The sequence below is a fragment of the Nonomuraea sp. NPDC050643 genome (assembly GCF_040654715.1).
In the GTDB taxonomy this organism is placed as follows: domain Bacteria; phylum Actinomycetota; class Actinomycetes; order Streptosporangiales; family Streptosporangiaceae; genus Nonomuraea.
Genome location: NZ_JBFAIM010000032.1, coordinates 87,834 through 101,031 on the forward strand (window position 1 = coordinate 87,834; position 13,198 = coordinate 101,031).

At 71.7% G+C, this 13,198-nt stretch carries 13 protein-coding genes; 6 read left to right on the plus strand and 7 right to left on the minus strand.

All coding sequences use genetic code 11. The annotated features are described in order from the left end of the window. Positions 1 to 112: 112 nt before the first annotated feature. Positions 113 to 904, minus strand: coding sequence for an SDR family oxidoreductase (locus tag AB0I15_RS35700; RefSeq protein ID WP_358105459.1), 792 nt, complete (start codon positions 902 to 904; stop codon positions 113 to 115). A gap of 184 nt (positions 905 to 1,088) precedes the next feature. Between AB0I15_RS35700 and AB0I15_RS35705 the strand changes: the two genes are divergently transcribed. From AB0I15_RS35705 to AB0I15_RS35715, 3 genes are all read left to right on the plus strand, one after another. Continuing rightward, entirely contained in the window at positions 1,089 to 1,469 is a 381-nt protein-coding gene (locus tag AB0I15_RS35705) for an MFS transporter (RefSeq protein ID WP_358105462.1), read from the plus strand. Next, positions 1,433 to 1,681: a hypothetical protein gene (locus AB0I15_RS35710; protein WP_358105465.1), complete on the plus strand. Its 249-nt coding sequence runs from the start codon at positions 1,433 to 1,435 to the stop codon at positions 1,679 to 1,681. Before AB0I15_RS35705 ends, AB0I15_RS35710 begins: the two co-directional genes overlap by 37 nt. Before the next feature lie 101 nt (positions 1,682 to 1,782). Then, positions 1,783 to 2,052: a GlsB/YeaQ/YmgE family stress response membrane protein gene (locus AB0I15_RS35715; protein ID WP_358105468.1), complete on the plus strand. Its 270-nt coding sequence runs from the start codon at positions 1,783 to 1,785 to the stop codon at positions 2,050 to 2,052. A gap of 102 nt (positions 2,053 to 2,154) precedes the next feature. Here the strand turns inward: AB0I15_RS35715 and AB0I15_RS35720 are convergent, their stop codons facing one another. From AB0I15_RS35720 to AB0I15_RS35730, 3 genes are read right to left on the minus strand one after another with little or no spacing between them, the layout of a single operon-like run. Continuing rightward, positions 2,155 to 3,291: a mandelate racemase/muconate lactonizing enzyme family protein gene (locus tag AB0I15_RS35720; protein ID WP_358105471.1), complete on the minus strand. Its 1,137-nt coding sequence runs from the start codon at positions 3,289 to 3,291 to the stop codon at positions 2,155 to 2,157. Beyond that, entirely contained in the window at positions 3,288 to 4,193 is a 906-nt protein-coding gene (locus tag AB0I15_RS35725; RefSeq protein ID WP_358105474.1) for a dihydrodipicolinate synthase family protein, read from the minus strand. The genes AB0I15_RS35720 and AB0I15_RS35725 overlap by 4 nt, the downstream gene beginning before the upstream one ends. Positions 4,194 to 4,196: 3 nt before the next feature. Then, entirely contained in the window at positions 4,197 to 5,528 is a 1,332-nt protein-coding gene (locus tag AB0I15_RS35730) for an MFS transporter (protein WP_358105478.1), read from the minus strand. A 275-nt stretch (positions 5,529 to 5,803) separates the two neighbouring features. Here AB0I15_RS35730 and AB0I15_RS35735 point away from each other — a divergent pair, with 275 nt between their 5' ends. The 3 genes from AB0I15_RS35735 (at position 5,804) to AB0I15_RS35745 (ending at position 8,440) form a co-directional block, all read left to right on the plus strand. Further along, a complete protein-coding gene (locus tag AB0I15_RS35735; protein WP_358105481.1) occupies positions 5,804 to 6,472 on the plus strand; it encodes a GntR family transcriptional regulator in 669 nt (222 codons plus the stop codon). A 95-nt stretch (positions 6,473 to 6,567) separates the two neighbouring features. After that, positions 6,568 to 7,380, plus strand: coding sequence for an ion transporter (locus AB0I15_RS35740; RefSeq protein ID WP_358105484.1), 813 nt, complete (start codon positions 6,568 to 6,570; stop codon positions 7,378 to 7,380). A 43-nt stretch (positions 7,381 to 7,423) separates the two neighbouring features. Next, a complete protein-coding gene (locus AB0I15_RS35745; protein ID WP_358105487.1) occupies positions 7,424 to 8,440 on the plus strand; it encodes a sporulation protein in 1,017 nt (338 codons plus the stop codon). 40 nt (positions 8,441 to 8,480) lie between these two features. Here the strand turns inward: AB0I15_RS35745 and AB0I15_RS35750 are convergent, their stop codons facing one another. From AB0I15_RS35750 to AB0I15_RS35760, 3 genes are all read right to left on the minus strand, one after another. Further along, complete coding sequence (locus AB0I15_RS35750; RefSeq protein WP_358105490.1) at positions 8,481 to 9,860, minus strand: xylan 1,4-beta-xylosidase; 1,380 nt, start codon at positions 9,858 to 9,860, stop codon at positions 8,481 to 8,483. Between the two features lie 111 nt (positions 9,861 to 9,971). After that, complete coding sequence (locus AB0I15_RS35755; RefSeq protein ID WP_358105493.1) at positions 9,972 to 11,639, minus strand: aminotransferase class V-fold PLP-dependent enzyme; 1,668 nt, start codon at positions 11,637 to 11,639, stop codon at positions 9,972 to 9,974. An 83-nt stretch (positions 11,640 to 11,722) separates the two neighbouring features. Continuing rightward, positions 11,723 to 13,183, minus strand: coding sequence for an FAD-dependent monooxygenase (locus AB0I15_RS35760; RefSeq protein ID WP_358105496.1), 1,461 nt, complete (start codon positions 13,181 to 13,183; stop codon positions 11,723 to 11,725). Between the last annotated feature and the right edge of the window lie 15 nt (positions 13,184 to 13,198).

Here is a 13,198-nt window from a genome sequence, read left to right on the forward strand (position 1 = left end):
GCTTAAAGTCCGGTTGCAGGATGATTCCATGAATCACAAGGGAGCGGCCCGTCAGGGGTCATGACCTTCGCGTGCTTTCGCCGGGGCGACCGCCCCGGCAGGCTTCCGGCCGTTACGGCAGGTCCGGCAGGCCCAGGTCGAGGTTGGGGCGGTCGATGCCGCCGTCCACCTGGAGGATGGTGCCCGTCACGTACCGGGCGGCCGGGGAGACGAGGTAGAGCACCGCGGCCGCGACGTCCTCCGGCTCGCCGATGCGGCGCAGCGGCGTGGCCCGCTCCATCTGGGTGCGCAGGCCGTCGTCGTTCAGCACGAGGTCGAGCGCGGAGGTGGCGACCGAGCCGACGGCCACCGCGTTGACCCGGACGCGTGGCGCCAGGTCGAGGGCGGCCAGGCGGGTGTAGTGGGCGACGGCGGCCTTGGCGGTGCCGTACGCCAGGTAGCCGCGGGCGGCCAGGCGGCCCATGGCGGAGGAGATGTTCACGACCGCGCCGCCGTCGCTCTCCAGCAGGTGGGGCAGCGCCGCGTGGGTCAGCTCGTGCATGATCCCGACGTTGAACTGGAACGCGTTCTCGAGGTGCCTGCGCCTGGTGTCGGGGAACGCCCTGGGCAGCGCGCCGCCCACGTTGTTGACCACGATGTCGAGGCGGCCGAACGTCCGCGCGGCCCGTTCGGCGAGCTCCTCGGCGGCGCCCGGCGCGCTAAGGTCGGCCGCGACGATCAGGGCTCGCCTGCCCGCCGTCTCGACCTGGTCGGCGATGGCGCGGAGCTGGTCTTCCGTGCGGGCGCAGAGCGCCACGTCGGCTCCGGCCTGGGCGAGCGCGATCGCGGTGGCCGCGCCGATGCCCCGGCCCGCGCCGGTGACGACGGCGGCGGCGCCGGTGATCTGGAAGCGGTCCAGGATCATGCCGCCAGCCTACGGATTAACTGCAACCTGTTTCAATATGGTGCCGCCGCTATAAGCCAGCCAACCCTGCCTAGTCGGGATATGTCGGAATAATAGGCTCAAGCCGCTGTAGGTTATAACGATCATCCTCGGCTGGACAGGACGGAAATGGGCGAACACCGCGACACCCACCTCGGCGGACACGATGGCCGGTTCTGAGGCGCGGGGGCGCCGGTACACGGCGGCCGTGCTGCTGGCGCACTCGGTGGGCACGCAGGTGGTGACGTTCGTGCTGCGGCCGACGATGTCGTACCGGGCGATCGAGCTGGACGTGCCGGCGGCCTGGCTGGGCCTGCTGGGGGCGAGTTTCGCGATCGCGCCGCTGCTGCTGGCCCTGCCCGCCGGCCACGCGGCCGACCGGTACGGCGAGCGCCGCATGGCCGTGGCCGGCGCCCTGCTGTTCACCGCCGCCGCAGTGGCGTTCCTGGCGTTCGGGCACACCGTGCCCGGCCTGGTCGCGGCCGGGAATCTGCTCGGCACCGTCCTGTGGTGCTCGGGTTCGGGCTCGGGGTGGGGCAGCCGCTGACGATGTCGTGGCTGGCGGAGTCGGCGCCGCCCGGGCTGCGCGGGCGCGCGATGTCGCTGCGCCTGGTCGGCAACCGCACCGGTCAGGTCCTGCTGCCGGGCGCGGCGGGCGTGGTGGCGGCCGGGATGGGCGCGGGAGGCGTTCTCATGATCGCCGCACTGGGGCTGGGCTGGGCCGGCGTGGCGGCACGGCGGCTGCCCGTGGATCCATGACCGCCGGAGCCGTCCGGCGGGATCGATATCGCTGAAACCCGGAGGCGGGGCCGTTCGTTGTGCGGGGTGACGGTAGGTCGCCGACCTTTGGGAGTCGCAGCGTGGACATCACCGGCATCATCTCCGGCCTCATCATCGGCATCGTGATCGGCGCTCTCGGACGGCTCGTCATCCCGGGCCGGCAGCGCATCCCCATCTGGCTCACCATCGTGATCGGCGTGGTCGCGGCCCTGATCGGCACCGCGATCGCGGCCTGGGCGGGCGTGGCGGACACGGCGGGCATCGACTGGATCGAGCTGGCCATCCAGGTCGCCCTGGCGGCACTCGGGGTGTCGCTGACGGTGGGCATGTACGGCAGACGCCGCGAGTGACCCCTGCCGGGCGGCGCGCCGCGAAGGATCCCCTGACCCCTCGCCGGCGGCCGCCCGGGACGCCGGCGAACCGGCCGTTCAGCGAGCAATTCGAGTGACAGGTCAGACGTAGCCGGTGGACCCGTCGGGACGGATGGGCAGGACGCGCTCCCAGCGCACGTAGTCGTCGGTTCCCAGCACCGACTCGTCGATCTCGACGCCCCAGCCCGGCCGGTCGGGCCGCAGCTCCAGGTGTCCGTCCACCGGCAGGTACGGATCGGGACACCAGGTCGTCTCACACGGCTTGTACTCCACCAGCTTGAGCCCGTGGTGCGTGGCGCCGAAGTGCGCGTTCACCGCCGTGGCCAGCGGCCCCATCGGATTGTGCGGCGCCACACCGGCGAAGTGCGCCTCCGCGATCGCGGCGATCCTGCGCATCTGCGCCAGCCCGCCCACCACGCACACGTCCGGCTGGACGATGTCCGCCCCGCCCGCCGTCAGCAGGGCGAGGAAGTCCTGCGGCAGGAACAGCGACTCCCCGGTGGCCAGCGGCACGTCGAGCCGGCTGCGCAGGTGCCCCCAGGCCGGCAGGTACTCGGGCCTGATCGGCTCCTCGAACCAGAGCGGGTCGTACGGCGCCAGCGCATTGCCGAGCTGGATCGCCTGGCGCGGCTCGAAGATGCGGGCGTGCGCCTCGAAGGCGAACTCCCACTCCGGCGGGTGGATGGAGCGGATCTCGGCGAAGTAGTCGGCGGCCTCCTTGCACACGTTGCCCCAGCGGCCCGCGTACAGGTCACGGCGGTAGGGGCTGAGCTTGAAGGCGGTGAAGCCGTACCGTTCGTTGAGCTCCTGGGTGAGGTCGTGGCAGGCCGCCGGGTCGGGGGCGGTGTAGACGCCGCAGTAGACGGGGACGCGGTCGCGTACGTTGCCGCCGAGCAGCATGTACACCGGCAGCCCCGCCGCCTTGCCCGAGATGTCCCACAGGGCCTGGTCGATGGCCGCGATCGCGGCCAGGCCGATGGCGCCCGGCGGGAAGCGCGCCTCCTGCATGAGCCGGCGCACCACGTACTCGACCCGGCGCGGGTCCACGCCCTGGATCTGCTGGAACATGTACTCCAGCACCGGGATCAGCGCGTGGTCGGGCCCGTGGTTGTAGGCCTCGCCCCAGCCGGACACCCCCTCGTCGGTCTCCACCTTCACCAGCAGGCGCGGTCGTACGTCCACCCGCTGCATGTACGTCCGCAACGCGGTGATCTTCATGCTGCTCCTCCCTGCCAGGCGGCCAGGATCGAGGCCACCTCCTCGCGTACGGCGTCCGGCAGTGTCCGGCTCGGTGGCCGCACGTCCCGGCGGCACAGCCCGAGCTGGGCGAGGGCCTCCTTGACCACCGCCACGTTGTCGGCCGAGGCGTCCGTGCCGCGCAGCTCCTCGAACCGCCTGATCCGTTCCCATACCTCCATGGCGGCGGCGTAGTCGCCGGCCCGCAGCGCGTCGCGCATCCGCAGCGTCAGCTCCGGCGCCGCGGTGACCAGCCCGGAGGTGAAGCCGCGCGCCCCGACCGCCCAGTACGCCGGCGTGTACGGCTCCGCCAGCCCGCACAACCACGCGAACCGGTCGAGCCCGGCGTCGCGGGCCACGGAGGCGAACACCACCGGATCGGGCACGGCGTACTTGACGCCGATGACGTTCGGGCACGCCTCGCCCAGCCGCGCGATCTGCTCGCCGGTGACCCGGGGGCTGCGGACGTACAGGACGACGCCCAGCTCGGGCACGGCCTCGGCGATGCGCCGGTGGTAGTCCACCCAGCCGTCGGCCGCGATGTACGGGTGCACGGGCTGGTGCACCATCACCATCCGCGCGCCGTGCTCGCCGGCGTGCCGGGCGGACTCGACGGCCGAGGCCACGTCGAGCCCGACGCCGGCCAGCACGACCGCGTCGTCCCCGGCCGCCGGGACGGTCGACTCCAGCATCCGGCGCCGCTCGTCCGGGGTCAGGGCGTAGAACTCGCCGGTGTTGCCGTTCGGCGTGATCACGCCGACGCCCGCGTCGACGAGCCGGCGGACGAGCTTGACGTTCGCGTCGAGATCGATGCCGCCGGCCCCGTCGAAGGGCGTCACGGTGACGGCCGCGACGTCGGCCAGCCGCTCGGTCAGTGAACGCATGGATCAACCTCTGCTCTCTGCGGGGACCGTCTCGTTCAGCGGCCGGACCTTCACCACGAACCCGTAGATCAGCGTGCCCAGGATGGCCATGAACCCGGCGAACAGCATCGGTCCGGTGTAGGAGTTGCCGCTCAGCGCCAGGAAGAACCCGATGAGGATGGGGCTGATGATGTTGCCGATCTGCGAGCCGAAGTTCTGGAAGCCCGCGATCGAGCCGATCACCGACGGCGAGGGGGCGACCTCGGCCGGCAGGCTGAGGATGGCGGCGCCGGCGAAGGAGTGGGCGCAGTTGCTGACCGACAGCAGGATCATCACGGCCACGGTGCCGTCCACGAACGTGGTCAGCGCGATCGTCGAGGCCAGCAGCATGCCGGTGATGATCGGGATCTTGCGGGCGCGGGAGATGGGGACGCCGCGGCGTACCAGCCAGTCGGAGAAGGCGCCGCCGGCGATCGTGGCGCCCACCCCGAGCACGGCCGGGATGGAGCCGAAGACGCCCAGTTCCAGGAGCGAGAAGCCCCGGGCCTCCATCAGGTAGCTCGGATACCACGTCAGGAAGAACGCGCCGGTCGCCGAGCGGCAGATGTAGCCGAACACCAGCCCCCACACGGTGGGGTAGCGCAGCAGCTCCAGCCAGCGCACGCGTGGCCCGCTCTCGGGCACGGCCGCGTCGCCGCCCTCGATGTAGTCGAGCTCGGCCTGCGAGATGCGGGGGTGTTCCCGCGGCGAGCGGTAGATCATCCACCAGCCGATCACCCACACCATGCCGACGACGCCGATCACGACGAACGCCGCCCGCCAGCCGAACGCCGCCATCAGCGCGCTGACGACCGGCACGGACAGGGCCACGCCGACCTGCTGTCCGGTGTCGAACAGGCTGGAGGCCAGTGCCCGCTCCCTGCGCGGGAACCAGGCGGAGACGACCTTGATGTTGGCCGGCTGCACGGGCGCCTCGCCGATGCCGAGGCCGAGCCGGGTGACCAGCAGCGTGCCGACGCCGTGCGCCAGGGCCGTCGCGGCCGTCCACAGCGACCACCACACGACGGCGATGGGATAGATGAGGCGGGGGCCGAAGCGGTCGAGCAGCCACCCGGAGGGCAACTGGAAGATCGCGTAGGTCCAGAAGAACGAGCTGAGCAGGATCCCTTTCGTGACCTGGTCGAAGCCCAGCTCCTTCTGGATGTCGGTGCCGGCGACGCTGAGGGCGGACCGGTCGAGGTAGGCGATCGCGAGGCCGATGCCCGAAAGGGCGATGATCGACCAGCGGAGTCGGGACCGTGCGGGTCGCGCTGTCGCGGGCACGGCGGGGGCGGGGGTTGCGGAGTTAGACTGCATTCGAGCTCCATGCTGCAGGTCAGTGCAGTGGCCACGCCGGACCACCGGATCGTGAGCCCGAAGACGCCGCGCCAACGGCGTCCCCGGGGATCCGGCCGGTCCGCGTGTTCGAGTGAACGGAGCCGTCTCGCCGGTGTGGTCCGTGGCCGCGGGCCACACCGGACGGCTCTATCGGTACGGGTCTCCCTTCGGTGAAGTCCCTGAAGTCCTAATTCACGCGACTGTAACCGAAACAGCGGTCATATACGAGATGCAATGTACGATATCTTTGCTCCATGAGTGAGGTCATGCCGTCCCTGGTCTTCGCCGGCCGGCCCAGGTCACTGTCCTCGCGGGGCACGATCGTCCTGGAGGCGATCAAGCACGCGATCCTGACCGGCGCGCTCCAGCCGGGGCAGCCGCTCGTCGAAACCGACCTGGCCCAGCAGCTCGGCGTGTCCAAGACGCCCGTGCGCGAGGCCCTCAAGACCTTGGCGGGCGCCGGGCTGGTCACGATGAGCGAGTACAAGGGCGCGGCCGTGCGCACGGTCGACGACGCCCTGCTGGAGTGGGTCTACGACCTGCGCCTGCTGCTCGAGCCCGAGGCGGTCTCGCGTACGGTCGAGCGCGGCGCCGACCTGGCCCCGGCCGCCGAGGCCCTGCGCCGCGCCGACACCTCCGCCGACCGGGCCGAGCGCAGCCTGGCCAACCGCGACTTCCACCGCACCCTCTACGCCGGCTGCGGCAACCCCCTGCTCGTCAGCACCCTCGACTCGCTGCGCGACCAGACCGCGCTGATCTCGGCGGCGGCCTGGGAGCGGGTGCCCACCTGGGAGCGGGAGGCCGACGAGCACCGCGGGATCCTTCAAGCCGCCCAGTCCGGCTCGGCCGCCGAGGCCGCCGGGCTGCTGCGCGAGCACGTGTGCGGCTTCGTCGAGCGCGTCCGGGCCGGCGGCGGCCTCTAGGGTGTGATCCCCGTCTCAGCCTCCTCCGGGCGGCGGCCGGGGTCGCCCCGCGTCCCTAAGATGATCTTCGATCAGCCGGAGGGAAGCGGGGTTCGGTGTCTGGGCAAGAGCGCGTTCGGGCCGTACTGGAGAGCCGGCTCGTGCAGCGGGCGGTCATCCTGGTCATCGTCGTCAACGCCGTCACCATCGGCTGCGAGACCAGCGCGTACCTGATGCAGCGGGCCGGCGGGCTGCTGCACGCCATCGACCGGATCGCGCTCGCGATCTTCACCGCCGAGATCACCGCCCGCCTGTACGCCTACCGCAGGGCGTTCTTCCGCGACCCGTGGAACTGGTTCGACACGATCATCGTGGCCGTCGCGCTCATCCCGGCCTCGGGCCCCACGTCGGTGCTGCGAGCGCTGCGCATCCTGCGGGCACTGCGGCTGGTCTCGGCCGTGCCCAGCATGCGCCGCGTGGTCGGTGCGCTGCTGGCCGCCGTGCCGGGGATGGCCTCGATCATCGGCCTGCTCGTCCTGATGATCTACATCGCGGCGGTCATCGCCACCAAGCTGTTCGGCGACATCGTGCCCGAGCGCTTCGACGAGCTGCCGCGCTCGCTCTTCACGCTGTTCCAGATCATGACGGGCGACGACTGGGGGAACGTCGCGCAGGAGGTCATGGAGGACAAGCCCTGGGCGTGGATCTTCTTCATCGTCTACATCCTGATGTCCACCTTCGTCGCCCTGAACCTGTTCATCGCGGTCGTCGTCAACGCCATGAACGACGTCGAGAACGCCGCCTCCGAGAGCCAGGCCCGCTCGGAGCTCGAGTCGGTCAAGCAGGAGCTCGCGGCGGTGAACGCCAAGCTAGACCAGCTTCTCATCAGGGATCGTCCTGCGGAACTCAGCCCCCGAGCTGATCGTTGACGCGAGCGGCAGACAATCGATCTTCAACAGAAAGAAGAGAGCCGTGGTCTTCAAACGGATGCTGGGTGCGTTCGGCGTCGGCGCGCCCTCGGTGGACACGGTCCTGTCCACCCCGCGGACCAAGCCGGGCGGCACGCTGGAGGGCGAGGTGCGCCTCAAGGGCGGCGACTTCGACGCCGAGATCGAGCACGTCACGCTCGGCCTGGTGGCCAGGGTGGAGATCGAGCACGGTGACGGCGAGGGCGCCGGGCTCGGCGAGTTCGCCCGCTCCCAGGTCTCCGGCCCCTTCACGCTGCGCAAGGGCGAGGAGCGCGTCATCGGCTTCCGGTTCCCGGTGCCGTGGGAGACGCCGATCAGCGAGATCCAGGGGCGGCCGCTGACCGGCATGGCGATCGGCGTACGGACCGAGCTGGCCATCGCCAAGGCCGTGGACAAGGGCGACCTCGACATGACGGCGATCGAGCCGCTGCCGTCCCAGCTCCAGATCCTGGAGTCGTTCCTGAGCCTCGGCTTCGCCTTCCGCTCCGCCGACCTGGAGGCCGGCCGGCTCTACGGAGTGCCGCAGGACCTGCCGTTCTACCAGGAGATCGAGTTCTACCCGACGGGCCGCTACGCCGGGCTGGTCGGCGAGATCGAGGTCACGTTCGTGGCCGACCCGGCGGGCCTGCACGTGGTCATGGAGGCCGACAAGCGCAGCGGCCGCTACTCCTCGAGCGACGCCATCGGCCGCTTCCACGTCAGCCACGACGACGCGCTGCGCACCGACTGGGACGCCGAGCTCGGACGCTGGCTCGACGGCCTCTCCCAGCACGGCCACCCGGGCGGCCACGGCGGCGGCTTCGGCCACTACGACGACGATCACCACGGGCACCACGGGCACCACGGGCACCACGGGCACCACGGGCACCACGGGCACCACGGGGGCCACCATGGAGGCCCGGGCCTCGGCATGGTGGCCGCGGCCGGCGCCGCCGGCGTGGTCGGCGGCCTCGTGGCCGGCGAAGTGGTCGAGGAGGTCGTCGAGGAGTTCTTCGAGGGCGACGAAGGCGGCGACTGGTAACAGCGCGCACTCCGGTGGAGAGCGTCAGGCTCTCCACCGGTCAGCGGCCGCTCCACTTGATCTCGTACGGCCCCAGCGCGTACTCCTTGCCGTCCACCGTCGTGCTGACGTCGCCGCCGGTGGTGTTGACCAGCACGAGCCGCTCCGGCTGCGCCAGCACCCGGACGGCCGCGTCACTCGAGGTGACGGGGTCGAGCCGCGCCGCGGCCGGGAACCACCGGGTGAACTCGGCGAGAAGCTTCCCGGTGCCCGTCTCGGCCCCGCTGCGCGGGTCCCACAGGCAGGCCGGGCAGGTGCCCTCCTTGGCCTGCGGGTTCCAGTAGAGCGCGGTGGCGGCGCCGCTGCGGGCGAACTCGATCATCGAGGCGGCCTGGACGGCCAGGCGCTTGGGCTCGGCCCACTTGGTGCCGTCCTCGGGCACGAAATACCACTCCGACCACCAGATCGGCATGTCGCCGGTCTTCTCGCGCAGCCACTGGGTGACCGCCCCGAACTTGCCCAGCGCGCCGAACTCGTCGGGCAGCAGCTCGTGGGCGTCGGTGACCGAGGCGCCGTCGACGACGATGAAGTCGGCGCCCTTCTTGTTCTCGTACCAGTAGTTGAAGGCGTCCAGGACGTTCTGGTTGACGACGCCCCAGTCGCCGCGCAGTTCGGAGTCGCCGCCCTTGTTGCTGTCGAAGCCCAGGTACGGGCCGCCGATCTGGGCGTCCGGCCGGGCCTTCTTCACCGCGTCGTAGACCTTGTTGTACATCTCGGTGTAGCCCTTGTAGTCCGCGGGCTTGGAGTGGTCCTTCCAGAAGCCCTTGAACTCGTTCCACACCATGAAGTACTTGACGTCCTTGTACCGCGTGGCCACGGCCGCCGCGAGCTTGGCGAAGTCGTCGAAGTGCTCGGGGTAGGGGGCGTCCTCCAGGTGCTCGGCCCAGGCCGAGTCCTCGGTGGGGCCTTCGGGGCCGCCCTTCATCCAGTCGGGGGCGCAGCAGAGCGTGATGATCGGCGTGGCGCGCGACTGCCGCATGAGGTTCATCCGGCTGTCGAGGTCCTCCCAGAAGTACTCCCCCGGGTACGGCTCGGGGTTGAGCGCGCCGAAGCCCATGATGTGCTGGTTCTGCAGCATCGGGGTACGCGCGAGCGAGCCGGCCACGTCCTGCTCGAACTCCCGGGTGATGTTGTTGGCGCTGATGCCCGTGTGCGTGAACCCCCAGCGCTGCCAGCCGTCCGGCACCTCCGGTGGCTTGACCGACCCCGTGGTCGCCTCCGTCGTCGCGGCCGGGGACTCCTGCGCCGGCGGAGCGCTCTGCCGGGGCTCGGCGCCCTGGCCGCAGCTCGCCACGACGAGTGCCATGACCGCCGTCACCGCGGCCGAGACGGTCAGCCGGCCGAGCCGCCGCCTCGTCGATCCCTCGCTTCTCGTCGCCACTCGAACCTCACCCGATCCATGCCGTCCGGTCGCCGCCTGTAGCGTTCCATGGGCGATACGAAAGGGGCATATGCACGGACCTCTTTCACAGGCAATCGTTACCGTCGCGTGTTAACGGGTGTCGTCGAGGCAGACGGCGGGCAGCGGGAACCAGCGCAGCCGCTCGAACTCGCCCGGCAGTCCCGGTGACCTGCGGTCGATCTCGTCGGGCAGGCCGTCCAGCAGCTTGCGCGCCTGGTCGAGGTAGCTCGCGAGCACGTCCTCGCCGGCCCTGGCCCGGGGCGCCGGGCCGGCGTCGTAGCGCAGGCCGGACAGGCGCAGCGGCGGCTCGGCCGGCCCCAGGTGGTGACGCCACAGGCCGGTACGCGGCTCGAACCGGTAGTCGGGCAGCAGCCGGTGCCCCGCCGTGGCGACCAGGTCGACGGCGTCGATGAGGTAGTCGCGGACGGTGTCGGAGATGAAGTAGTTGAAGTTGACGCGTACCCAGCCGGGCTTGATGCCCTCGCACCCGAGCCCGATCTCCTGCTGGAACTCCAGGGAGCGGGCGGAGTCGATGTCCAGCAGCCGATGGCCGTACGGGCCCGCGCACGAGCAGCCGCCCCTCGACTGGATCCCGAACAGGTCGTTCAGCACCGCCACGACGTAGTTGTGGTGCAGGAACAGGCCGCCGCCCGCGCGTACGCGGATCGAGACGATCGACAGCCGGCGCGAGTCGCGGTCGCCGAGGATGTCGATGTTCGGACGGCGGCCCCACCGCTCCAGCGCCCGCTGCCAGAGGCGCTCCTCGCGGGCCTGGATGAGGTCGGTGCCCACGGCCTGCTTGAGGCCGAACACCAGCCCGGCGCGGATCGACTCGATGATGGCGGGGGTGCCGCCCTCCTCGCGGGCGATCGGGTCGTCCAGGTAGCGGTGCCCGGTCGGGTCCACGAACAGCACGGTCCCGCCGCCGGGCGCGGTCGGCACCCGGTTGGCGACCAGCTCCCGCCGGACCACGAGGACGCCCGGCGTCTGCGGGCCGCCGACGAACTTGTGCGGGGACAGGAAGATCGCGTCCTTGTGGTCGGCGCGGCCGGGCGCACTGGCCGCCATCCGGATGGGCACGTACGGGCCGGCCGCCGCGTAGTCCCAGAACGACAGCGCGCCGTGCTCGTGCAGCAGCGCGGCGATGCGCTCGGTGTCGGACAGGATGCCGGTCACGTTGGAGGCGGCCGAGAAGCTGCCGATGAGCAGCGGGCGGCCGGCGTGGCGGGTCAGGTGCCGGCGCAGGTCGCCGAGGTCGATGTGGCCGTCGCGGTCCTCGCCGATGACGACGGTCTCGGCGATGGACTCGCGCCAGGGCAGCTCGTTGGAGTGGTGCTCGTACGGGCCGACGAACACGACCGGCCGCTCGCCGGGCGGGAGGTGGGGGGCGTACCGGCGGGGGACGCGTAGTTCGAGGATGCCGATCAGCTTGTTGACGGCCGCGGTCGCGCCGGAGCCGCAGAAGACGACCAGGTCGTCGGGGCCGCCGCCGACGGCGTCGCGGACGATCCCGCGGGCCTCCTCGCGTAAGCGGCTGGTCTGCAGGCCGGTGCCGGAGCTCTCGGTGTGGGTGTTGGCGTAGCGCGGCAGCACCTGGTCGCGGATGAAGTCCTCGATGAAGTCGAGGGACCTGCCCGAGGCGGTGTAGTCGGCGTAGGTGATGCGGCGGGGCCCGTACGGGCCTTCGAGCACCTCGTCGTCTCCGATGATGCCGCGCCGGATGCGCTCCAGCAGCGGAGACGTCGGCGGATCCCCCATGTCGTTCACCACCCTGCCAGGATCGCTCACCGCGGCCCCGGGGGTAATCCCCTGTCTCGGTCGGGACGTGTCCGGTCAGGTCATTACTCGATCGCCCAGGCGAGGTGGCCGTCGGGGCGTACCAGTGCGGCGCGGACGCGGGCCCAGCCGTCGGGCGGGCCGGCCAGGCGGACGTCGTGGTGGTCGGCCTGCGGGCCCGCCCTGTGGCCGCCGCCCGACAGGTCGAGCAGGACGTGGCGGCCGGTGTGCATGAGGGCGTACAGGCGGGTGCCGTCGGTGAAGGCGAGGTCGGGGACGCGGGTGCCGGTCAGCGGGTGGGCGGGCGTCCGGCCGGCGGGCGGGGCGTAGCGGACGTCGAGTGCGGACAGGCGCTCGGCGAGGGTCCGCGACAGCTCCGGGAGGTCGGCGACGAGGCCGCCGACGAACGCGCGCAGGGCCCGGCCGTCGGCGGAGAAGGCCGTCATGAGCGCGGTCTGGGCCTGGGTGTGCCGCAGCAGGTCCACGCCGACGGGGTGACGTTCGGCGTGGTAGGTGTCCAGCAGATCACCGGAGGCACGATGAGGGTCCGGCAGGGCGCCGGAGGCACGGGAGGGGTCCGGCAGGTCGCCGGTGGTGCCGCGGACCGTGGCGGCGAGCTTCCAGCCCAGGTTGGCGGCGTCCTGGAGGCCGATGTTGAGACCCACCCCGCCGGCCGGGAAGTGCATGTGCGCGGCGTCTCCGGCCAGCAGGATCCGTCCCCGGCGGTATTCGGTGGCCTGGCGGGCGGCGTTGCCGAAACGGGACAGCCACCGGGGGTCGCGCATGCCGTGGTCGGTCCCGAGCAGGCGCCGGACCTTGTCGCGGAGCCGTTCGAGGGTCAGCTCTCCGGGGTGCTCCCGGCGCAGGTCCTCGGTGCTCAGGCCGGCGAAGCGGTGGACGCCGCCGGGCAGCGGCACCACCATCAGGCCGCCCTCCTCCCCCCACGCGCTGAACGGCCGGTCGGGCGGGTCGTCGAGGACGACGTCGCCCAGCCAGCCCCATGCCGTGGCCTCGGAGCCGGGGAAGCCGATCCCGGCCGCCCGCCTGACCGTGCTGCGGGTTCCGTCGCAGCCGGCGACGTAGGAGGCGCGCACGTCGTACGGCCCCTCCGGCCCCTCGACCCGCACGGTCACCGCGTCGGCCCCCTGCTCCAGGCCCGTCACCCGGTGGCCGCGCAGCACCGTCGCGCCCAGCGCCACGGCGTGCTCCTCCAGGAGCTCCTCGGTGCGCGCCTGCGGCAGGAAGAGCGTGAACGGGTACGGGGTGTCCAGGACGCCGAAGTCCATGCGCTCGTCCAGCGAGGCGAAGTGCCCGGTCGGCACCGGCATCCCGGCGGCCACGAAGCGGCCGGCGATCCCGCGCATGCCGAGGATCTCCAGTGTCCTGGGGTGCACGGTGACCGCCTTGGAGTGCGGGTTCCGCGCCCGCAGGCTCTCCAGCACGGTCACCGGTACGTCGCGCAGCCGCAGCTCGGCCGCCAGCCACAGCCCGGTCGGCCCGGCGCCGACGACGATGACGGGATCCATGGAAACCTCCTTGGT

What these genes read in the sequence shown, in the direction of transcription:
- AB0I15_RS35700 (WP_358105459.1), bottom strand. Translation starts at nt 904, where the DNA reads ATGATCCTGGACCGCTTCCAGATCACCGGCGCCGCCGCCGTCGTCACC.
- AB0I15_RS35705 (WP_358105462.1), top strand. Translation starts at nt 1,089, where the DNA reads ATGGCCGGTTCTGAGGCGCGGGGGCGCCGGTACACGGCGGCCGTGCTG.
- AB0I15_RS35720 (WP_358105471.1), bottom strand. Translation starts at nt 3,291, where the DNA reads ATGAAGATCACCGCGTTGCGGACGTACATGCAGCGGGTGGACGTACGA.
- AB0I15_RS35725 (WP_358105474.1), bottom strand. Translation starts at nt 4,193, where the DNA reads ATGCGTTCACTGACCGAGCGGCTGGCCGACGTCGCGGCCGTCACCGTG.
- AB0I15_RS35730 (WP_358105478.1), bottom strand. Translation starts at nt 5,528, where the DNA reads ATGCAGTCTAACTCCGCAACCCCCGCCCCCGCCGTGCCCGCGACAGCG.
- AB0I15_RS35735 (WP_358105481.1), top strand. Translation starts at nt 5,804, where the DNA reads ATGAGTGAGGTCATGCCGTCCCTGGTCTTCGCCGGCCGGCCCAGGTCA.
- AB0I15_RS35755 (WP_358105493.1), bottom strand. Translation starts at nt 11,639, where the DNA reads ATGGGGGATCCGCCGACGTCTCCGCTGCTGGAGCGCATCCGGCGCGGC.
- AB0I15_RS35760 (WP_358105496.1), bottom strand. Translation starts at nt 13,183, where the DNA reads ATGGATCCCGTCATCGTCGTCGGCGCCGGGCCGACCGGGCTGTGGCTG.